This is a genomic window from Clostridium pabulibutyricum, assembly GCF_058242705.1.
Genome location: NZ_JBZAYZ010000005.1, coordinates 55,659 through 76,981, shown reverse-complemented (window position 1 = coordinate 76,981; position 21,323 = coordinate 55,659). Strand labels below are relative to the sequence as shown.

21 protein-coding genes are annotated in these 21,323 nt (G+C 33.5%); 1 reads left to right on the top strand and 20 read right to left on the bottom strand.

The features are described 5' to 3' along the window. Window positions 1-10: 10 nt before the first annotated feature. The 6 genes from AC4CVH_RS07680 to AC4CVH_RS07655 form a co-directional block, all read right to left on the bottom strand. Window positions 11-829, bottom strand: coding sequence for a Nif3-like dinuclear metal center hexameric protein (locus tag AC4CVH_RS07680; RefSeq protein ID WP_490787167.1), 819 nt, complete (start codon window positions 827-829; stop codon window positions 11-13). Further along, window positions 814-1,509, bottom strand: coding sequence for a tRNA (adenine(22)-N(1))-methyltransferase (locus AC4CVH_RS07675; protein WP_490787166.1), 696 nt, complete (start codon window positions 1,507-1,509; stop codon window positions 814-816). Before AC4CVH_RS07675 ends, AC4CVH_RS07680 begins: the two co-directional genes overlap by 16 nt. Window positions 1,510-1,540: 31 nt before the next feature. Then, window positions 1,541-2,425 (bottom strand): PH domain-containing protein, encoded by an 885-nt coding sequence (locus AC4CVH_RS07670; RefSeq protein WP_490787165.1) that lies wholly within the window; start codon window positions 2,423-2,425, stop codon window positions 1,541-1,543. A gap of 107 nt (window positions 2,426-2,532) precedes the next feature. Further along, complete coding sequence (gene rpoD, locus AC4CVH_RS07665; protein ID WP_490787164.1) at window positions 2,533-3,618, bottom strand: RNA polymerase sigma factor RpoD; 1,086 nt, start codon at window positions 3,616-3,618, stop codon at window positions 2,533-2,535. After that, window positions 3,618-5,420, bottom strand: coding sequence for a DNA primase (gene dnaG, locus AC4CVH_RS07660; protein WP_490787243.1), 1,803 nt, complete (start codon window positions 5,418-5,420; stop codon window positions 3,618-3,620). Before dnaG ends, rpoD begins: the two co-directional genes overlap by 1 nt. A gap of 174 nt (window positions 5,421-5,594) precedes the next feature. Further along, a complete protein-coding gene (locus AC4CVH_RS07655; protein WP_490787163.1) occupies window positions 5,595-6,623 on the bottom strand; it encodes a deoxyguanosinetriphosphate triphosphohydrolase in 1,029 nt (342 codons plus the stop codon). A gap of 122 nt (window positions 6,624-6,745) precedes the next feature. Between AC4CVH_RS07655 and AC4CVH_RS07650 the strand changes: the two genes are divergently transcribed. After that, window positions 6,746-7,804 (top strand): CotS family spore coat protein, encoded by a 1,059-nt coding sequence (locus AC4CVH_RS07650; RefSeq protein WP_490787162.1) that lies wholly within the window; start codon window positions 6,746-6,748, stop codon window positions 7,802-7,804. A gap of 59 nt (window positions 7,805-7,863) precedes the next feature. Here the strand turns inward: AC4CVH_RS07650 and ppdK are convergent, their stop codons facing one another. The 14 genes from ppdK to mtaB form a co-directional block, all read right to left on the bottom strand. Continuing rightward, a complete protein-coding gene (gene ppdK, locus AC4CVH_RS07645; RefSeq protein WP_490787161.1) occupies window positions 7,864-10,494 on the bottom strand; it encodes a pyruvate, phosphate dikinase in 2,631 nt (876 codons plus the stop codon). A 76-nt stretch (window positions 10,495-10,570) separates the two neighbouring features. Further along, on the bottom strand, window positions 10,571-11,212 hold the full coding sequence (ccpN, locus tag AC4CVH_RS07640; protein ID WP_490787160.1) for a transcriptional regulator CcpN: 642 nt from the start codon (window positions 11,210-11,212) through the stop codon (window positions 10,571-10,573). Between the two features lie 196 nt (window positions 11,213-11,408). After that, window positions 11,409-12,011 (bottom strand): DUF4342 domain-containing protein, encoded by a 603-nt coding sequence (locus AC4CVH_RS07635; RefSeq protein WP_490787159.1) that lies wholly within the window; start codon window positions 12,009-12,011, stop codon window positions 11,409-11,411. A gap of 13 nt (window positions 12,012-12,024) precedes the next feature. Next, complete coding sequence (recO, locus tag AC4CVH_RS07630; protein ID WP_490787242.1) at window positions 12,025-12,798, bottom strand: DNA repair protein RecO; 774 nt, start codon at window positions 12,796-12,798, stop codon at window positions 12,025-12,027. Further along, window positions 12,795-13,673 carry a GTPase Era gene (era, locus tag AC4CVH_RS07625; protein ID WP_490787158.1) on the bottom strand — a complete coding sequence of 293 codons (879 nt, stop codon included), beginning with the start codon at window positions 13,671-13,673 and terminating at the stop codon, window positions 12,795-12,797. The genes recO and era overlap by 4 nt, the downstream gene beginning before the upstream one ends. A gap of 36 nt (window positions 13,674-13,709) precedes the next feature. Beyond that, on the bottom strand, window positions 13,710-14,408 hold the full coding sequence (locus AC4CVH_RS07620; protein ID WP_490787157.1) for a diacylglycerol kinase: 699 nt from the start codon (window positions 14,406-14,408) through the stop codon (window positions 13,710-13,712). A gap of 33 nt (window positions 14,409-14,441) precedes the next feature. Continuing rightward, entirely contained in the window at window positions 14,442-14,936 is a 495-nt protein-coding gene (ybeY, locus tag AC4CVH_RS07615; protein WP_490787156.1) for an rRNA maturation RNase YbeY, read from the bottom strand. 12 nt (window positions 14,937-14,948) lie between these two features. Further along, on the bottom strand, window positions 14,949-17,078 hold the full coding sequence (locus tag AC4CVH_RS07610) for an HD family phosphohydrolase (protein ID WP_490787155.1): 2,130 nt from the start codon (window positions 17,076-17,078) through the stop codon (window positions 14,949-14,951). A gap of 21 nt (window positions 17,079-17,099) precedes the next feature. After that, window positions 17,100-18,290 carry a sporulation protein YqfD gene (gene yqfD / locus AC4CVH_RS07605; RefSeq protein WP_490787154.1) on the bottom strand — a complete coding sequence of 397 codons (1,191 nt, stop codon included), beginning with the start codon at window positions 18,288-18,290 and terminating at the stop codon, window positions 17,100-17,102. Beyond that, a complete protein-coding gene (yqfC, locus tag AC4CVH_RS07600; protein ID WP_490787153.1) occupies window positions 18,277-18,558 on the bottom strand; it encodes a sporulation protein YqfC in 282 nt (93 codons plus the stop codon). Before yqfC ends, yqfD begins: the two co-directional genes overlap by 14 nt. Before the next feature lie 143 nt (window positions 18,559-18,701). Beyond that, the gene (locus tag AC4CVH_RS07595) at window positions 18,702-19,148 is read right to left on the bottom strand and encodes a GatB/YqeY domain-containing protein (protein ID WP_490787152.1); all 447 of its coding nucleotides are present in this window, start codon (window positions 19,146-19,148) and stop codon (window positions 18,702-18,704) included. A gap of 31 nt (window positions 19,149-19,179) precedes the next feature. Then, window positions 19,180-19,356 carry a 30S ribosomal protein S21 gene (rpsU, locus tag AC4CVH_RS07590; RefSeq protein WP_294182373.1) on the bottom strand — a complete coding sequence of 59 codons (177 nt, stop codon included), beginning with the start codon at window positions 19,354-19,356 and terminating at the stop codon, window positions 19,180-19,182. A gap of 119 nt (window positions 19,357-19,475) precedes the next feature. Then, on the bottom strand, window positions 19,476-19,820 hold the full coding sequence (locus tag AC4CVH_RS07585; RefSeq protein WP_490787151.1) for a histidine triad nucleotide-binding protein: 345 nt from the start codon (window positions 19,818-19,820) through the stop codon (window positions 19,476-19,478). Between the two features lie 133 nt (window positions 19,821-19,953). Continuing rightward, complete coding sequence (gene mtaB, locus AC4CVH_RS07580; protein ID WP_490787241.1) at window positions 19,954-21,294, bottom strand: tRNA (N(6)-L-threonylcarbamoyladenosine(37)-C(2))-methylthiotransferase MtaB; 1,341 nt, start codon at window positions 21,292-21,294, stop codon at window positions 19,954-19,956. Between the last annotated feature and the right edge of the window lie 29 nt (window positions 21,295-21,323).

Below are 21,323 nucleotides of genomic sequence, written 5' to 3'. Positions count from 1 at the left end.
AAATTCACTTCTACTTATATCTATAGGGATCTTTGTTAGATTTAGACAAAACAACTTTATTTTCAAATCCCATATTTTTTATTTTATTTTTCAAATAAACTGCAACTTTGGACATACAAGGCCATTCAGTTCCAAAGTGTCCTGCATCTATAACGGATATACCTTCTTCATCAAAATCACTTACATAGTGATATGTAGTATCACCAGTTATGATGCAATCTGCTTTGAGAGTTTTTGCAAGCATAAAATAATCCTTTCCACTTCCATTTATAACTGCAACCTTTCTTATAACCTTATCATCTGCTCCTGTAAACCTAAGGTGCCTAAGTCCCAACTTTTCTTTAACATTCTCACACAAGGTTCCAAGTGCAACAGGCTTCTCAAGTTCGACAAATCTTCCTATCCCGGAATTAGATCTAAAATTTTCATCCCTGCATTCCTTAATTTCCATGATTGAAGCATTGTGAAAACCAAGAATATCCATTAGAATATCATTCATGCCGCAAGGTGCAGAATCCAAATTTGTATGACTTGAATATAAATTTATATTATTTTGAATCAGTTTCATAGTCTTTTTTCCAATCAAACTATCTGAGGTTATGCATTTTGGTTTTGAAAAAAACAGAGGATGATGTGTAAAAATCAAATTACATTTTTGACTTAAAGCCTCATCAATTACACTTAGAGTACAGTCGAGAGCAACCAAAACAGATGTGACGGTACTTTCCATATCACCTACCATAAGACCTACGTTATCATAATCCTCCATAAGCTTTGAAGGTGCACATTGTTCAATTATATTATTTATGTCCTTTACTTTGAGAGGCATTCAATCAACTCCCGTAGTTTGATTATTTTTGATTTGACTTCGACTTTCCTCTTTCGAGAAGCTATCCCATCATCGTTTATATACCTGAGTATATTATTATACTTGTATATTTTTCTTTGTATGAAAGCTTCAGCAAGTGGATGTTTTTTTTCTATGATTTTTTTGCCAACTTCATAAAAAATTGAATCCGGTTCTGAAACAAAATCATCATATTCTACTTTTATTATCTCATAAAATATATTTTCGTCAATACACAAATCCTCGTCAATTATTTTAAAACCTTTTGAATATATATACTTTCTCAATACCTCTGGATTCTGAACAGGCTGTAATACAAATTTCCCGCTGTTTTTAAACACACCAATGTTTGCATCTATTATATCACGTATGAGATTTCCTCCCATTCCCGCAATAACAGTCTGTTGAACTTCTCCGCATTTTATAGTATCAAGCCCGCTTCCAATTCTACACTCTATCCTGTCAGAAAATCCATTCAATTTTATATTGACTTTAGCTTTTTCTATAGGGCCACAATTTATATCAGATGCTATAGCTTCTCTGCATATATGCTTATCCACAAGATACACAGGTATATAAGCGTGGTCAGTACCTATATCAGCCATACGATCACATTTTTCAACCATATCTGCTATAGCTTTCAATCTCAAACTTAAATTCATGTCATTCTCCGTCCATAATAACTAAAAATACTTATCTAAAATTTAAAATTATCCTAATTTGCATAAATAAAAATACTACTGCCACTGCAAGTGATATGAGAATGAGTTTATACGATAATTTTTTATCATACTTTCCATAAAGACAACCTGCATAATACATACAGAACAATATTGCCATATTTAAAATTCCATAACTCATCTGCTTGAATGCAAACTGCTTTGCAGTTCCAAATAGGCTAGGAGTAAAGTCGGAATTAAATACAAGTGGCATCCTGTCCGGTATTCGTCCCATCAAGTATATTACTATTGGATTTAATGTTATTATAATTGCAACAAGTGATGCCACAAGAAATATTGTTACAAATTTTCTGTCTCTCGCAACACTTATATTTGCAAAACTGTTTTTCCAACTTTTATGCTCTATCCCCTTTAATTTTACTTTCACTTCAAAATCATTAAAATTTTCAGGTGATATTCCGTAATTTTCATTTTCAGTATGTAAATATATAATGTTTTTATTTGATGTAACAAACATATTTGTAGTTCCAACATCGTAAATAAACGATCTTCCAATTGCAAAATTGTTCTTACCATGCCCCATCAATTTTACACCTTTTATATGTCCATTTGATTTCTGGTATGCCAGTATTGAACTCAAAGGTATCTTGACGTTCTTAAATCCAAACATGCTGTTTATGTAAAAATTTTCATCATCCATAGAGTAACTGACTGTCCTGTATATTATTATATAATAAAGCTCATACACATTAAATACAACAATTGCAAACTTTATCAAATTTAAAAGTTCATATGAATTTATAAAATGATACATCATTCCAAAAACTATATCATACAAGACTATTATCTGAATAATTGAATAAATTCCTGTTCCTTTTGACGCTTTATAAGATTTCACATCATCACCTTCCCACATATAAATTATAACATATGTAAATTACATGTTTCGTGCTTTAAAACCTTTATACAGAGAAGGAAAATTTAAAGCACCCAACTGCGATGCTCTTAATCCAGATAATCTTTCAATTTCTTACTTCTGCTCGGATGTCTGAGTTTTCTAAGTGCTTTTGCCTCAATCTGTCTTATTCTCTCTCTCGTAACATTAAACTCTTTTCCAACCTCTTCAAGTGTCCTAGCTCTTCCATCATCAAGTCCAAATCTAAGTCTCAATACTTTTTCTTCCCTTGGTGTAAGAGTATCAAGAACATTTATAAGCTGTTCTTTAAGCATTGTAAATGCTGCAGCTTCTGCAGGTGCAGGTGCCTCGTCATCAGGTATAAAATCTCCAAGGTGACTGTCTTCCTCTTCTCCTATAGGTGTTTCAAGTGACACAGGTTCCTGTGCTATCTTTGTTATTTCCCTTACCTTGTCTACTGGCATTTTCATTATTTCGGCTACTTCTTCAGGTTGAGGTTCTCTTCCAAGTTCCTGAAGGAGCTGTCTCGAAACTCTTATAAGTTTGTTTATAGTTTCCACCATATGCACAGGTATCCTTATTGTCCTTGCTTGATCTGCAATAGCCCTTGTAATGGCCTGCCTTATCCACCATGTAGCATAGGTGCTGAATTTAAATCCCTTCCTATAATCAAACTTTTCAACTGCCTTTATAAGTCCAAGGTTTCCCTCCTGAATCAAATCCAGAAACAACATTCCTCTTCCAACATATCTTTTCGCTATACTTACAACAAGTCTCAAATTTGCCTCTGCAAGTTTCTTCTTTGCAACCTGGTCTCCATTTTTTATTCTCTGTGCAAGTTCAACTTCCTGCTCCGGTAAAAGCAGAGGTACTTTTCCTATTTCCTTCAGATACATTCTTACAGGATCATCTATTGCAACCCCATCAGGTACGGATAAATCTATATTCTTTTCATCCACCTTGTCATCGTTCATATCTCCTATGACTTCCACACCCATAGACTCGAGCGCTTCATATATCTTCTCAATCTGTTCTGGATTCAAGTCCACTTCTTCCAATTCATCCATTATTTCTTTATAAGTTAATTTATTATTTTTCTTGCCCTTTTCTATTAACTTTTTAACTATCTGAATCTTTGAACTTTTATCCTTCATTTTTTTGCCTCCTTCAGCCATTACTGTATTTCACCAATCCTTTTTTGAATTTTCATGAGCTCCTGTGCCAATTTAAGAGACTCCTGAATCTTCCCCTCATTCTCACACTGTTTTATTTGATTTATAATAACTAATTTTTGCTGTTCCAGTTTGTGCTTTTTTATGCTATTCATGAAGCTATCAACAACAACCTTATAGCTAAGATTTCCAAATAAAACATCAGTGTCCATTATATTAACCCATTCCCTGGCTGTATCCAAATCTGTACATTTACTCTCTATATATGAAAACTTCTTGGAATTATCAAATTCTAAACTTTCAATTATATACCGATATATCTCTCTATGACTTTCTAGTATAAAATCTTCATCTTTCATTGATCCTCTAAAATACTCCAGCACTTTTTCATCATCGACAATAAGTTTTAAAAGAGACCTCTCTGCCTTGAGATATGCTGGTTCTAAATATAATTTTTGTCCAAAGTGAGCATCTATATTCATATTTGAAACTTTTTTTGTATTTTTTTGAATATTTCCATTTAACATGTCGTAAAGTACCTGCAGCCTTATTCCAGTTTCTTCTGATATTTTTTTTACATATATCTCTTTCTCTATAGAATCCAATTCCATCAATATCTTTAAAACCTGCTCTATATACTTAACCTTGTCTTCCTCTTCTGACAGATCCAATCCACTTTTTACACTTCTAATTTTATAGTCCACAAGTGGAAGGGATTTTTGAGCCAGTTCCATAAAAGCCTTCTTTCCATTTTTTCTTATAAATTCATCAGGATCTTTTCCCTCTGGAATTAAAAGCACCCTCACATCAAGTCCTACACTTTTTAATATGTCAAGTCCCCTTAAAGTCGCCATTTGTCCTGCAGTATCAGCGTCATAGGATATTATGACTTTTGGGACATATCTTTTCATAAGTCTTGCCTGGTTTAATGTCAGAGAAGTTCCAAGTGATGCTACGACATTTGTTATACCATACTGGTTGAGAGATATACAATCCATGTATCCTTCTACTATTATAAAAAATTTTGATGTGTTGTTTTTTATTGCAAAATTCAACCCATATAAATTGGTCCCCTTTTTAAATATTGCTGTTTCAGGTGAATTCAAATATTTTGGTTTTGAATCGTCCATTACCCTTCCTCCAAAACCTATTACCCTTCTTCTGTAATCAAATACAGGAAATATTATCCTATTTCTAAATCTATCATAATAACTTCCCTTTTTGCTTTTTATTATAAGTCCATCTGAAACCAAATCTAGATTCGTAAATCCTTTGTTTTTTAAATATACAAGAAGACCATCCCAACTATCTTTTGAATATCCAAGGCCAAATTTTCTCATTGTAGATATTGTTATTCCTCTATTTATGAGATATTTTTTCGCACTACTACTTTCATTTAAACAGGAAAAGAAATATCTTGCAGCTTCTACATTCAGTTTATACAACTTTTCAAAGCTCCTATTTCTGCCTTTATTTTCCTTTCCATCGATTTCTATATCTATATTGGCTCTATCAGCCAGCAATCCAACAGCTTCAGGAAAACTAAGACTTTTTGTCTTCATAACAAAAGTTATTACATTCCCCGCTTCGCCGCATCCAAAGCACTTGTATATTTGTTTGTCACGGGATACACTGAATGAAGGTGTCTTTTCGTTATGGAAAGGACACAAACCCATATAATTTCTCCCGGATCCTTTTAGTTTTATACTTTCAGATATTACATCAACTATGTCATTTTCATCTTTAACTCTCTGAATGACATCTTCCGATATCAAAATACAACTCCCACCTATCTGAATTATCATACCAAGTTTTAATATATTCGACAAAAATTATTATATTCCTGCTCAATATTGATTTTTTTATGCTTTAATTTAGTTATCACACTATATATATTCTTTAAAAGTGTTAAATATCCTTCAATAAATCTATATTTAATTTACACTTCTATTTTTCCCTTAAAGTATTGAAAATTATTCCTAATATATAACATTTTTAGGAACATATATATTATTAAACAGCATAAGACAATAATCATCACTCATGCCGGATATATAGTCTGCTGTTCCTCGCAGAAGTCCATCATGGCGAATGACTTTTTGGTAAAATTCGGGCATATCACGGGGATTGTTGTAAAAATAGTCAAAAACTTTTTTCAAAACAAATTTGGCCTTTTCTCTTTCTCCTTTTAGCGTGCTTCCCCTATACACTTTCTCAAACATAAAATCTCTAAGTTCGCCAAGTGCATTGAATATATCCCTGTCAAGAGAAACCTTGCAAATACCCTTTTCTATATTTTCCATAGTTGAATAAATACAGTCTTTTACCAGTGTATCTATTCTCTTCCCATTGGTATTTCCAAGTATCCTTACAGCATTTCGTGGAAGATCACTTTCTTTTAGTATTCCAGCCCTTATTGAATCATCTATATCATGATTCACGTATGCTATTTTATCGCTGTATTTCACCACCTGTCCTTCAAGTGTTGAAGCTGTTGCATTAGGATTTGAAAATCCACTGTGATTTAACACCCCATCTATGACCTCACGGGTCAAGTTAAGACCTTTTCCATCATTTTCTATAAAAGTTAAAACCCTAACACTATTTACATTATGCTTGAAGCCTCCATCTAAAAGCTCATTCAACACTTCCTCGCCGCTGTGTGCAAATGGTACATGTCCAATATCATGTGCCAATGCCATTGCTTCTATGAGGTCTTCATTTAACCCTATTCCCTTTCCAATTGTCTTTGCAACCTGTGAAACTTCAAGGGTATGAGTAAGTCGTGTTCTGTAATGATCTCCCGATATTCTTATATAAACCTGGGTTTTGTGCTTCAGCCTTCTAAAGGACTTGCTATGTATAATTCTATCTCTATCTACCATGAATGCCGTTCTTACAATGTCCTCCTCCTCTTTTAAAACCCTTCCTCCGGTTTCCGATGAAAATGAAGCCTGAGGTATTAATATCAACTTTTCTTTTTGCTCTATCTTTTCCCTTATAAGCATCTGAACCACCTCAAATTATTAATTCTATTTTAACTTTTAAAAATCCTTTTTAGCTATAATGTATAATGTAAAAAAATATTTAATATTATTATAAAGGAGTATTTTTTAAGGAGTATCGATAAATGAATAGAGACATAAATTTATTATCTGAAGAAAATGTAAAAAAATACGTACTTCCTTGTTATAATCTCAAAAATGCCAACTTGAGCAGAATAAAATTCAAAAATACAGACAAACAGAGAGCAGTATATAAAGTTGACTCAAGCAATAAAAGCTACTGTCTCAAGAAAGTATACTTTGATGAAGCAGATCTACTATTTGTATATTCAGGTGTAGAATGGTTGTACAGAAATAACATAAAAGTTCCAAGAATTCTTCCTACCGAAAATAGAAATCGATTTGTAAAATATAAAGATATGCTATTTGTACTTACCCCATGGATAGTCGGTGAAAAATGCAGCTATGATAATGATGATGATATAAACCATGCAATCTTAAATTTATCACAAATTCATCAGTCCACCAGAAAATTTGCACCTATTTATGGCAGTAACTCAAGGCAAATTTTTGACAATATAGGAATGTCATTCGAAAAACACTTTTTCCAACTTTTAAGTTGCTCAAATATGGCCTTCAAACACAATGATAAATTCTCAAATTTATTTCTTGAATACTTTGACATAAATCACATTCTTTCCGAAATTTCAGTTAAAATATCTCAGACTATAAACTATAAAAAACTTCATGTTTCCCTTTGTCATCTTGATTATGTAAATAAGAACATTATTTTCGACGGAGACAAAAACATATGGACTATAGACTTTGACAAGTGCAGCGTGGCTTATTGCTCTCATGATATATCCTATTTTCTAAGAAGATTTCTAAAAAGGACACGCACTAACTGGAATTTTGACTCTGCCATAAAATGTCTTAACATATATCGAAAAGTATCAGAGCTTAATCTTGACGACTATAAGTATATACTTTCTTATCTGGCTTTTCCACAGAAATTTTGGAAGATATCAAGAGACTATTACAACAACATAGCCAAATGTAATCATAACTCCTTCTTTTATTTGCTAAAAAAAGCATCTGCAAATTCCAATGCACAGCTTGAATTTACAATCAATTTTGGAAAGTACATTGAAAAAGAATTCAAAACTTTGCTTGTATACAATTAAAATTGGCCTGTAAAAAAGCACCATGAAATTTCGTGGTGCTTTTTTACTATTTGCAAATATTATCTGTGATTTTTAACCTGTGCCTGTGCTGCTGCAAGTCTTGCAACAGGAACCCTGTAAGGTGAACATGAAACATAATCAAGTCCTATATTGTGGAAAAATTCAACAGATGCCGGATCTCCTCCATGTTCCCCACATATTCCAAGATGTATGTCCGGTCTTGTTTTCCTTCCAAGTGTAGCTGCCATATCTATAAGTTTTCCAACTCCCTGTTGATCAACCTTCTGGAAAGGATCAAAATCGTATATCTTTTTATCATAATAATATCCTAGAAACTTGCCTGCATCATCTCTTGAAAAACCAAATGTCATCTGTGTAAGATCATTGGTTCCAAATGAGAAAAACTCAGCCTGTTCGGCTATCTTGTCTGCAGTAATTGCAGCTCTTGGTATTTCTATCATTGTTCCAACTTTGTACTTCATGTCAATTCCAGATTCACTTATTATCTGATCTGCAACACCAACTACTATGTTTTTGACATAAGCAAGTTCCTTTACTTCTCCAACAAGTGGTATCATGATTTCTGGTACAATATCATATCCTTTTTTCTTTTTAACTTCTATTGCAGCTTCAATAACAGCACGTGTCTGCATTTCAGCTATTTCAGGATATGAAACCGTAAGTCTGCATCCTCTATGTCCCATCATCGGATTGAATTCATGAAGAGAATCTATTGTTGCCTTTAAATCTTCAAAGTCAAGCTTCATTTCCTTTGCAAGTTCTTTTATATCATCATCTTCTGTAGGAAGGAATTCATGAAGAGGTGGATCAAGAAATCTTATAGTTACAGGTCTCCCTTCCATTGCTTCATATATTCCTATAAAATCGCCTTTTTGCATCGGAAGTATACTGTCTAGCGCTTCTCTCCTATGCTTTTCATCACTTGATACTATCATTTTTCTTACAGCAGGTATTCTATCTTCGTCAAAGAACATGTGCTCGGTTCTGCAAAGTCCTACACCTTCTGCACCAAATTTAACCGCTTGCCTTGCATCTCTCGGAGTATCCGCATTAGTTCTTATTTTTAACTTTCGTACACTGTCTGCCCATGACATAAACGTTCCGAAATATCCGCTTATTTCAGGAGCAACAGTCTTTATAGGTTGTCCATATACATTTCCAGTGCTTCCGTCTAAAGACAGGTAATCTCCTTGTCTATATATTTTCCCAAGAATATCAATTGTCTTGTCATCCTCATTTACACTTATATCGCCACATCCTGCAACACAGCATGTACCCATTCCTCTTGCTACAACAGCTGCATGAGAAGTCATTCCTCCTCTTACTGTAAGTATTCCTTCTGCTGCTGCCATTCCTTCTATATCTTCTGGAGAAGTCTCAAGCCTTACAAGAATAACTTTTTCTCCAAGATCATGGTGTTTTTTTGCCGAAGACGCAGAAAAATATATTTTACCGCAAGCTGCTCCAGGTGATGCAGGAAGTCCAGTTGCAATTACAGCAGCTTTCTTAAGTTCATCTTTGTTAAAATTTGGATGAAGAAGTGTATCCAGCTGTTTAGGTTCAACTTTCATAAGTGCTTCTTCTTTTGTTATAAGGCTTTCATTTACCATTTCAACTGCAACCTTAAGAGCTGCCTGTGCGGTTCTCTTTCCATTTCTAGTTTGAAGAAAATATAACTTTCCCTGTTCTATTGTAAATTCCATATCCTGCATGTCTTTATAGTGCTTCTCAAGTTTATTTGCGATTTCAACAAACTGATTATAACATTCCGGCAAATCTTCCTTGAGTTTCTGTATAGGCTGCGGTGTTCTTACTCCTGAAACAACATCCTCACCCTGCGCATTTATAAGATATTCTCCAAATATCTTGTTTTCACCAGTTGCAGGATTTCTTGTAAATGCAACTCCCGTACCTGAGGTATCTCCCATATTTCCAAATACCATTGCTTGAACGTTTACAGCAGTTCCCCAATCACCAGAAATATCATTCAATCTTCTATAAACTATGGCTCTTGGATTTTCCCAGGATCTAAATACTGCGGTAATTGACTGTATAAGCTGTTCTCTTGGGTCTTGAGGAAAATCTTCTCCTATATCTTCTTTATATATTCCCTTAAATCTTGCTATAACATTCTCAAGATCTTTTTCATCTAATTCAGTATCAAATTTAACTCCTTTTGAATCCTTGATTTCGTCAAGAACATCTTCGAATTTTCTCTTTTCAATTCCCATGACAACATCCGAAAACATCTGAATAAACCTTCTATATGAATCATTTGCAAATCTTTTATTGCTTGTAAGTTTTGCAAGTGCTTGTACAGAATCATCATTTAATCCAAGATTCAATATTGTATCCATCATTCCAGGCATGGATACTCTTGCTCCAGATCTTACTGATACAAGAAGTGGATTGTCAAGACTTCCAAACTTTTTCCCGGTGGCCTCTTCAAGTTTTTTAAGACTGGAATAAATTTCATCAACAATATCCTCATTTATTTTCTTATTATCTTCGTAATATTTGGTACATGCCTCTGCGGTTACAGTAAATCCGTGCGGCACAGGAATCCCAAGATTGGTCATTTCTGCAAGATTTGCACCCTTTCCTCCAAGAAGATTCCTCATATTGGCATTTCCCTCACTAAAAAGATAGACATATTTTTTACCTTCCATGAAATAAGCATCCCTTTCTTTTTAATTATTTATATTTAATATATATAAATAAACGGATATAATCCGCTCATTTGACTTATTTATTTTTGCCTATTTTTACAAAAAGCCTAGTTATATTGGTTTTCGAAACTTTTCCCAATATCTTGAATTTATCCTTGGAGTCACCCCCAAATTGTTCAACTACAGGAAGGCTGTCCACTTGGTGTTCCATTATTTTTTCAGCTGCAACATACACAGAGTCTTTTCTCTGCACAAATACTATATTGGGCATCCTCGTCATTATTATACCTACAGGAACCTTTCGCATGTCAGTGCCACCTATTGCTATTTTCAGAAAGTCCTTACGGGATACAGCTCCAGTAAGCACTCCATTGTTTTCTATAAAAAGGGTTCCCACATCATTCAAGAACAAATTTACTATTGCATCATAAAGCGTGGTATTTTCATCAACTATAACTGGCTTCGACATTATATCTTCTACAGTTATATTTCTTATATATTCATATAAAAGGCTATAGGATGGTTTTTTTGAATATATATACCCAACTTTAGGTTTGGCTTCCAGGATACCTGTCATGGTAAGAACAGACAAGTCAGATCTAAGTGCTGCCCTTGTAACACCAACATGCTTTGCAAGGTGTTCACTTGTTATAGGTGCATTTTTCTTAACCAATTCTATTATTTTTTCCTGTCTGTTTGAAAATTTGATATTTTCCACCCTCTCTCCATAAACTATTCCAATTCATAAAATATAATCTAGAATAATTTACAAAACTACAATACTATTATACCATTATGTATCGACAAATAGTATATCATTTTTCGTCCTTATATGCTACACTATTTGACCTAATATTTTTATTTTTGACATACTCCATCACTTTTATGACATAATTCACGGATGGAGTATACTATTAATTATCCTTCTTGTCGTTTTCACCGTCACAGGGTTCCTGTTCATCGTCTATATCATCAAACTTTACAGTATATCTGTAAGTATTCTGTGAATCATAGTTTTTATCACGTCTTTTAAACTTTTCTCTAAGTGATGACGCCTTATCAAAGACCTTGTCTTTAACATCATCCACAGTGCTTTTAACACCACCTTTTAATATCTTGTTGACTACTTCTACAGAGCCATCGTCCTTTGTTATTTCTATTGTTACTTTCGTTACTACTGCAGTAAGAATCCCAATTGCAATAAGAGGTGGCCATACAAGTGCTGTAAGAGTTGCAAAAACGCCTGCATTTACAGGAATATCAACAATTACATTATCATCCTTTTTTATTTTTATCCTGTTTACATTTCCTTTTTTTACTATATCTTTTAACCATTTCAAAAGTTCATCTTTTGTAGTATACATATTGTCTTTTATATCTTTTTTATCTTTCTCAATATATATTATTGCATCTACTACATTTCCCGAGCTTGCCTCCAGTGCCTCTTTCGCTTCTTCATAACTAACTCCAGTTCTCTCTCTTACAACATCAATCTTCTCAAGGTTTACCTCACTCATTTTATCCTCTCCTTTAGTTTTTAAAATCAGCCAGACATTTCAATGTCTCGAGGCTTTTAGGTTTTCTAAAATAATTTTGTGATATGACTGTGGAAAGTATTCTGTAAATCTCATTTTTTACTTCAGACGATAAATTTACCCTATATACTTTTTCAAGTCCAATTTTTGAAATATATTTCAGTGCATTGAAAGTTGAATTTTTTACACTTATACCTTTTGTCTTTTCACATTCATCACATACTCCGCCTAAATACTGCATGCTAAAGTAATTTGAAGTATTGATTTCTTTTCTGCACAAAACACAATTATCAAAGTCAACGCCATAGCCTGTAAGCTCAAGTATTTTAAGTTCAAAGGCTCTTGCCAAGGTTTCCAAATCAACAGCTTTGTTTTTCATCAAATAAAATGCAGTTATCAAATTTACAAAGAGTGCTTCATTTTTTTCTTCATCATCCATTGCAATATCAACAAGTTCACAAAAATATGACGCATATGTAAGAGTATTCAAATCTCCAAGAAAATTTTGGAAAGAATCTATTATACTGCTTTCATCTATAGTATAAAACTTTTTCGATTTATACAATACATAATGTCCGTAACAAAACTGAAGTGCCGAAGAAAATAACTTATTTCTGCTCTTTTTGACTCCCCTAACTATACTGGATACTTTTCCAAATTCTTCTGTAAACAGCCATACTATTTTATCATTTTCTTTTATATCCTGGGTTTTAATTACAACAGCACGCGTTTTTAGTATAGACAGAAAATCATCTCCCCCACTATCTATTTATAACCAAGTTCCTTTAAAAGTCCGCCGCTGTCTCTCCATTCCTTCTTAACCTTAACCCATATATTAAGAGATACTTTTGAATCGAGGAATTTTTCTATATCCTGTCTGGCATAGTTTGATATTTTCTTAAGCATGCTTCCACCCTTGCCTATTATTATTCCCTTGTGTGAATTTTTTTCACAAAGCAGTGTAGCTTCTATTTTATAGGAACCATTTTTCTTCTTCATCTGAATTATTTCAACTGCAATGCCATGTGGAACTTCTTCTGAAAGAAGTTTTAAAGATTTTTCCCTTATTATTTCAGATACAACAAATCTCTCCTGTTTATCTATTATCATGTCATCCGGATAATACTTAGGTCCTTCCTTCATATAACGTATTATCAAATCTTTAAGTTCATCCAGATTTTTACCTTTAAGTGCAGACACCGGTATGCATTCATCAAACTTATATTCTTCAGAGTATGCCCTTAAAGTTTCTGCAACTTTTTCGCGAGGATTCTCGTCTATTTTATTTACAACAAGGAACACAGGAACTTTTATTCCTTTAATTTCATCCAGAATATACCTGTCTCCTTTTTTTATTTCTCCTTGTGGATTTGTAAGAAACATAACAAGGTCAACATCATTTATTGATTCCTTTGCAGACTTTACCATGTACTCCCCAAGCTTGTGCTTTGGATTGTGAATTCCAGGCGTATCAACAAAAACAACCTGATATTCTTTTCCCGTAAGTATTGCCTGTATATTGTTTCTGGTAGTTTGCGGCCTGCAGGATACTATTGATATTTTCTCTCCAATAAGTCTGTTAAGCAAAGTTGACTTACCTACATTTGGCATTCCTATTATAGTTACGAAACCTGATTTAAACATATATATTCTCCTTATTCATTATTTTATCCAATAAGTCTAACCAAATACCCTAAAAAGAAAAACAGTCATGAGCACTCCAAGAACGCCTCCCCAGAATACTTCAAGTATTGAATGGACTTCTGAATCCACCCTGCTTTGTGCAACTATTAAGGCAAGAATATAACTCAGTATTACAACTGAAAGATTTTTTGCCATGAGTGCAATAATAGTAGCTATTGAAAATGCAAGTGTACTGTGACCACTAGGCATTCCTCCCTTTAGAGGAGTACCTTCTCCAAATATGGCTTTTACAACTATAGTTGATATGCAGACAACTGCAAGTATTATAAATACAGTATACGGATTGGCAGTTTTTACTTTTCTCATAAGAACAAAATTTATATACTTGAGTTTATCCCAAAATATTATATAGCCTACAAATACTGCATTTATAGCTGTTACAAGAACTGCCCCTGCTGCTGCATTTTTAGCAATTTTAACAAGCGGGTGATAATAATTTGCTGTTGCATCTATGGCAAACTCAACAGCCGTGTTAAAGAGCTCAGCTGCAATAACCATGGTTATAGTTATTGTAATGGCAAGTATTTCAATTTTACTTAGATCATAGAAGAAACACAAAATGAGAACTAAAATTGCAGCTGCCATATGAATTCTCATATTCCTCTGGGTTCTAACAGAATATATTATTCCTTCTATAGCATAATTAAAACTGTCAAGAAGCTTTTTAACCTTCATACCGATTCCTCTTTTTATATTAGAAATTATATCTTAAAGTTTGAAACATTTTAGTATGTCTTCCTCTCTCAACCTCATACGTTTTTTATCCTCTTCCTGCATATGGTCATATCCAAGAAGATGCAAAACCGAATGTACCGTCAAGTAACATACCTCACGTTTAAAGGAATGTCCGAATTCCCTGCTCTGCTCCATTGCCCGTTCAAGAGAAAGTGCAATGTCTCCGAGTACAAGATTATCGGAGTCCATATCGCTTTCCTTAAATTTATATTCGCTGTACGTTTCCTTGAAAACTTTTCCTTCTTCATAGTCAAGCATTGGAAATGACAGCACATCTGTGGCCCTATCTATTCCCCTATTTTCCTTGTTTATATCCTTTATTTCATCATTATCCACAAAAATGATACTTACTTCACAGGGTATACAGACCATTTCCTCACTTAAAGCATGTTCTATAACTTCATTTATCGTATTTTTAAGTTCATCTGTAATCTCTATTTTTGTCTGTCTATTGTCTATAAAAATCATCTAAACCCTCCATCATTTCAACTTGCGGCCGATACCTTCCATGTCTTGAATAAGCATACCGCCGTTATCTACAGCATATTTGTCCTTTGGATATTCTATTCTATGGTGATATATTCCAAGTAGTACTTTCAGAAATGCACCTTTTATCTTTTTTATATCTTTAAGCGTAAGATCACAATTGTCAAGCTGTCCCTGCTCAAGCCTATCCATTATAATGCTATTTACCATCTTTTCTATATTGTTCTTGTCAGGATTATTTATGGATCTTACAGAAGCTTCAACACCATCTGCAAGCATTATTATGGCAGATTCCTTACTGTCAGGCATAGGACCTGGATACCTGAAATCTTCCTCCCTTATTTCCTCAGGACTTTCACTGGAGTTTTTCATTGTAATATAAAAATACTTGACAAGCGATGTACCATGATGTTGTTCAATAACGTCCTTTACTATTTTAGGAAGCTTGTATTCTTCTGCCATTTCCACCCCGTCTTTTACATGGGATATTATTATAAGAGCGCTCAAAGCAGGTGTTATTTTATCATGCGGATTATCATTGCCAAGTTGATTCTCTTTAAAAAAATACGGTCTCTTTATTTTTCCAATGTCATGATAATACGCTGCAACTCGTGCAAAAAGCGCATTACCGCCTACTTCCTCAGTGGCCATCTCTGCAAGATTTCCAACAAGTACGCTGTGATGATAAGTTCCTGGCGCCTCTATAAGAAGCCTTTTCAAAAGTGGATTGTTGGGATTTGAAAGTTCAAGAAGCTTAATTGTAGTAACTATATTGAATGTACTTTCAAACAACGGAAGAAATCCTATTACAAATATACCTGAAATTATACTGGCTACTCCTGAAAAGACAGTTTTAACTGCCACATCAGCAGCATTATTACTAAGCATAAATCCCATTGACAATGTAAGAAGAATATTTACAATGGCAATGTAAAATGAAGCATACAGTATATCATTTCTCTGTTGAAGCTTTCTTATAACAATCGATCCAACCACTGCATTTATAATTGCAAGTATAGTTATTTCTATGTTAAACTCAACTGCAGTACTTATAAGGACACAATTTATGGAATTCAAAACAAGTGATGTACTGCTGTCTAAAAGTATTGAGGATATCATTGGGATAAAGGCAAGTGGTATCAAAAAAGGTGATGCTATATCAAAAACCCTCGCAAACAAAACCGCCATGCAGTTCAATATGCTCATCATAATCAGCATATTTAAATTATTATATAGTTTTTTCCTGTATACACTCAAATATACCCACTGCACTGCAAGTATGAGAACTACAAGAAGAGCAAGAAATACATATATATACCATTTAAAATAAGATCCATCATTCAATAATCCAAGATCCTTGAGTACACCTATTTGATACTTTGTAACAGGTTCCCCTTCTTTGACTATAATTTGATCCTTCTTAACTACAACTGGCTGAACTTTTTTGGCTGTCTCTTCTTTGAGCTCCTGCGTTTTGTTCTTGTCATAAAAAAAATTAGGCGATATCTGAGTATAGGCTATAGCAACTGCTGTATCCCTCATTGACTTTGATAAATTGGAAGTGCCTGCCTTGAGGGCTATGCTGTCCTGGGCATTTTTTATATCATCTTTATTGTCCTTCTGACTATTGTCACTTATATTGTTTTTATCGTAAAGTTCAGACATAACACTTAACAAAAATGTCTGGATGTCTTTTCTTTCATCTTTATCCATTCTAATAAGAGAAGTATATGTATTATCCGATAGTTGAATATTTGAGTTCCCTTTTAGTTTCTGGATTTTTGAATTTTCATCCAGACTGTCATCAGCTGTCGCTTCTCCCAGAATTGAAAAAAACTTGTTTATTTTTATTAAAGTCTGGGTCTTTACTTCAGGATTTTTGTTGTATTGAATTGGTACCGATTCGATTGCCTGATTTATCCTTTCCTTTGTGGAAAGTTCATCTTTTACCTCACGCGGAGCTTTGATGTCGACTTTGGCGATTTCACCTGCTTTCAAATTGTATCTTTTAGTTACAAGTCCAGTTAGCAACACTATATATATGAAAATAAATCCAACAACAAAAATAATAATCTTGTTTTGTTTTTTTTCTACGATAATTTCACCTATTCGTAGTTTTTTCATTAGAAATCACCCTTCGTAATATTAATTGCCTGCATCATCATCCACATTTTTTTGTTTAGGTTCCTCAATGTGTTCTGTTTGAGCCGCTATATCTTCCTCTGTTGTGACAAGAAGCTTTACTTTTAAAAGATTCCCTTTTTCAACTTTACTTTCAATTGCCTTATTCAATATCTTTACCGACTTGTCAAGATTTGAACATATTCCCCTGTAAAGTTCCTCTCCTGTGGATTCAGCAAGTTTGTCAATATTCTTTCTGGTTTTAACTTCATTTACTTCATAAAAAATTTCTTTATTCAAGAAATATTTACTTTCCTCTATTTTATCATACTTACTAAATTTATTTGCATCTTTTTTTAAATATAATCTCTTTCCATTCAGGTTTATATAATAATTTACCACTTTTCTTCCTGTTCGTTTCTTTTTAATGCTGTATGCATTAACTGTTTTTTGTTTCTCATAGGATACTCTGCATATTACTTTTCCTGAAGAATGTACAGGATACGTTTCTCCTTCCTTCCCCTGAACTCCACTTACAAGTATCTGCCCTTTTTTAACAACATCGCCGGTTTTTACAACTGGAGTTCCTGCAGTCGTATAAATTCCAACAACCTGGCCATTTTTTGAAGCTGAAAGATCACACTGTGTATTGTCAAATGTTATATTCGGCGGTGATTTTCTCTCTTCAACTTTTATTACAATTCTCGATCCTTCAATTCTTGCTCTTACCCACATTATGCTGTCGTCATTCTTCATAAGATTTTCCTCAAGTTTATATACATCCACCTTACTTTTCGGTATTCCTGGAACAATACCATAATTTTTAAGTTTTTGCCTTATCTCATAGGGCGGGAGACTTGAATCCGTATTTATCTGTATCTCCCACAAAAATGTCGACATATAATAAACTATACCAACAAACAACATGGATCCTACAATCAAACTTCTATTTTTCTTGAATTTAATCAAGAGAAACGTAAGCCCTCTCTTGCCTATTATTTTAATCTTTACTTTATTTTTTTTCGCCATATCCTTTATAACATAAAAATCTTCAAGTTCAACTTCCATAACAAGCGTAGTTATGTTTTTTTTCCTGACATTTTTTATATGGATATTATTTCTCCATATGAGGTTTAAAAATTTTTCAGGCATAATTGACTGTATCTCAATTGTTACAAGTGCATTTCCATATTTTTTTCTGCTATTTTTTTTCATATGTTATAGATGTGAATTTCCCTCCTATTGTTATGGTACTTCCCCCCATAAAAAGTACTTCAAATTCACTTCCGCATATTGAAATTATACCTATGCCTGAATTGACTTTAACCTCATTTTTTTCAAAAAGTATTATTCCCTTATGGTTTTCTATAATTATTTCATTATTGCCAGTTACCTGAATCCTTGGCATGTTTAAAATTATATCTCTTGGAAGATCCAGTTTATCTGCAATGTTTTGTTTTGTATTATACAATTTATCTCCCATAATATCACTCCTTGTATAATTAGCATTACTACCAATTCCTTTATTAATTTTATGAGAGATACTAAAAATAAATTACTTAAACAAAAAACAAAAACTCCCGAAGGAATTTTAAAAAACAAAAAAGGCTGAGAAACCCCAACCTTTTACATATTCAAATGTTGTTTTACAATTTCACTTATGAGCTTACCATCAGCTCTGCCTTTTACTTTCGGCATAATGTACGACATAATTTTTCCCATGTCCTTCATACTATTTGCCCCTACTTCATTAACTGCCTGATGAACAATTTCGGTAATATCTTCTTTGCTTAACTGCTGAGGAAGGTAATTCAACAAGATCTTTATTTCATTCTCGGTGGAATCAACCAAATCTTGCCTGTTCCCATTTTTAAATTCCTGTATAGCTTCACGCCTTTGCTTGACTTCTTTTGCCAATATATCTGTCACTTTCTCATCGTCAAGCTCTTTTCCATTGGTCTTTTCAACCAGTAAAACAGCAGCTCTAGCCATACTTATGGTATTAGCCTTAAACTTATCCTTGGACTTCAAGGCATTCTTCCAATCCTCTTGTAATCTTTTTTTAAGAGACATTTAATTTTGGTACCCTCTTTCCAAAAGAACTCTACTTATATTTTCTCTTTCTAGCAGCTTCTGATTTCTTTTTTCTTTTTACACTCGGCTTTTCGTAATGTTCTCTCTTCCTAACTTCTGAAAGAACACCAGCTCTAGCACATTTCCTTTTAAATCTTCTTAATGCACTTTCAATAGTTTCATTTTCTCCAACTTTTATTTCTGACATATTATATCCCTCCCTCCGCTAGCCCAATTTAATTTTAAAAATTAAATACAGTTAACATAGGTCAAATAGCACACTAATCATTATACAACAAATCTTTTTATACTGTCAACAGATTGAATTCAGCCTGGAGGCCATTCAAGTGACCTTCCACCAAGCATGTGAAAATGAACATGTGGTACGGTCTGTCCTCCATCTTTTCCTGTATTTGAAACAATTCTATATCCATTTTCAGATATATTCAAACTTTGGGCAATTTTTTTTGCAACCATAAAAACATGCGCAATAATCTTCGAATCTGCTTCATCCAAATCGTTAATACTGCTTATATGTTTTTTAGGAATTATGAGAACATGAACCGGTGCGCCCGGACTTATATCTTTAAAGCTCATTACCGTGTCATCTTCATACACTTTTTCTGAAGGTATATCACCCTTTATAATTTTACAAAAAACACAATCTTCCATGTATTCACCCCCTTTTCCAGTATGACGTGATGCATTTTTAGGGTTCAGTCTTAAATTAACAATTGAACATTTATTTATAATATTCAATAAAGGAATCAAATATCCTTCCAAATCAAATAAAAACTTTTACGTATCAGCACAACTTGCCAACAGCATATCCATTTTCTGAGGAAACAAGTTTGGTTTTTTCTATGCAGTCTTTAAGATTTCTATCTGATTTTGCAATTACTTTTATATAATTTGGAGTGTAGCCTTCATAAACATCATGATTGTTTTCAAAGTTCTGCTCATAAAGTACATTCATATTCTTCCCAATAAATCTATCCATAAACTGTCTTTCAAGAGTTTTATCAAGTTCTATAAGTTTCGCACTTCTTTGTTCTTTAACTTTTCCATCTATCTGTTCTTTCATTGCTGCCGCCCTTGTACCGTCCCTCTTGCTGTACTTAAAAACATGCATCTTTGAAAGACGTATTCTTTTCAAAAAGGCATAGGTTTCTTCAAATTCCTCATCACTTTCACCTGGAAAGCCAACTATAACATCTGTAGTCACAGAAACATCCTCTATATGATTTCTGAGTCCATTAAGCACCTTCTCGTACTCTTCCGGAGTATACCTCCTGTTCATTCTTTTAAGAGTCTTTTCACATCCACTCTGAAGTGAAAGATGAAAGTGGGGGCATAATTTTTTAAGTGAACTTATTTTCTTTATAATTTCATCTGTAAAAAATTGCGGATCTATTGATCCTATTCTAATTCTCTCTATTCCATCTATTTGGTCTACTTTTTCAAGTACACGCATAAGACTCCACTCATTGTGAAAGTCATCACCATAAGAGGCTATATGTATTCCAGATAATATTATCTCCTTAAAATTGTTCTCTGCCAGTTTTTTAACTTCACTTACTATGGTTTCCGGCTTCTTACTGCAAACATCTCCACGTGCAAACGGAATCAGACAATAGGAACAAAATCTGTTGCAGCCATCCTGTATTTTTAAAAATGCTCTTGTTCTCTTCTCATACTTCTCAATATTCAAATTTTCAAAAACATTATCTCTTAAAACCGTATTTACCCTGACAATTCTTTTTTTTTCAAGGACTGAATTATTTATCCAATGAAGTATGTCACCTTTGTTTTTTGTACCAAGAACTACATCTACTCCCTCTATGTTTGAAACAACTTCAGGTGCAACCTGAGAGTAACATCCCACAACAGCAATTACTGCATGTTTATTCTTTCTTCTGGCACGATGTATCATCTGTCTTGATTTTTTATCGCCCATATTGGTAACAGTGCATGTATTTATTATGTACACATCTGCATGTTCACCGTAATCAATAACTTCATATCCAGAATGTACAAATTTCTCAAGCATAGCTTCTGTATCATATTGATTAACTCTGCATCCCAGTGTTGCAGCAGCCACAGTTTTTTTTCTTCCATATATCGAAACAAATTTATCATTATCCATGGTCAAGTCAACAATTTCATTTAATTCAC

Bases quoted from the DNA above. Each gene is read 5' to 3' on its own strand.
- AC4CVH_RS07680 (WP_490787167.1), bottom strand. From the start codon at position 829: ATGCCTCTCAAAGTAAAGGACATAAATAATATAATTGAACAATGTGCA.
- AC4CVH_RS07675 (WP_490787166.1), bottom strand. From the start codon at position 1,509: ATGAATTTAAGTTTGAGATTGAAAGCTATAGCAGATATGGTTGAAAAA.
- rpoD (WP_490787164.1), bottom strand. From the start codon at position 3,618: ATGGCTGAAGGAGGCAAAAAAATGAAGGATAAAAGTTCAAAGATTCAG.
- dnaG (WP_490787243.1), bottom strand. From the start codon at position 5,420: ATGATAATTCAGATAGGTGGGAGTTGTATTTTGATATCGGAAGATGTC.
- AC4CVH_RS07655 (WP_490787163.1), bottom strand. From the start codon at position 6,623: ATGCTTATAAGGGAAAAGATAGAGCAAAAAGAAAAGTTGATATTAATA.
- AC4CVH_RS07650 (WP_490787162.1), top strand. From the start codon at position 6,746: ATGAATAGAGACATAAATTTATTATCTGAAGAAAATGTAAAAAAATAC.
- ppdK (WP_490787161.1), bottom strand. From the start codon at position 10,494: ATGGAAGGTAAAAAATATGTCTATCTTTTTAGTGAGGGAAATGCCAAT.
- AC4CVH_RS07635 (WP_490787159.1), bottom strand. From the start codon at position 12,011: ATGAGTGAGGTAAACCTTGAGAAGATTGATGTTGTAAGAGAGAGAACT.
- era (WP_490787158.1), bottom strand. From the start codon at position 13,673: ATGTTTAAATCAGGTTTCGTAACTATAATAGGAATGCCAAATGTAGGT.
- AC4CVH_RS07620 (WP_490787157.1), bottom strand. From the start codon at position 14,408: ATGAAGGTTAAAAAGCTTCTTGACAGTTTTAATTATGCTATAGAAGGA.
- ybeY (WP_490787156.1), bottom strand. From the start codon at position 14,936: ATGATTTTTATAGACAATAGACAGACAAAAATAGAGATTACAGATGAA.
- AC4CVH_RS07610 (WP_490787155.1), bottom strand. From the start codon at position 17,078: ATGAAAAAACTACGAATAGGTGAAATTATCGTAGAAAAAAAACAAAAC.
- yqfD (WP_490787154.1), bottom strand. From the start codon at position 18,290: ATGAAAAAAAATAGCAGAAAAAAATATGGAAATGCACTTGTAACAATT.
- yqfC (WP_490787153.1), bottom strand. From the start codon at position 18,558: ATGGGAGATAAATTGTATAATACAAAACAAAACATTGCAGATAAACTG.
- AC4CVH_RS07595 (WP_490787152.1), bottom strand. From the start codon at position 19,148: ATGTCTCTTAAAAAAAGATTACAAGAGGATTGGAAGAATGCCTTGAAG.
- rpsU (WP_294182373.1), bottom strand. From the start codon at position 19,356: ATGTCAGAAATAAAAGTTGGAGAAAATGAAACTATTGAAAGTGCATTA.
- AC4CVH_RS07585 (WP_490787151.1), bottom strand. From the start codon at position 19,820: ATGGAAGATTGTGTTTTTTGTAAAATTATAAAGGGTGATATACCTTCA.
- mtaB (WP_490787241.1), bottom strand. From the start codon at position 21,294: ATGGATAATGATAAATTTGTTTCGATATATGGAAGAAAAAAAACTGTG.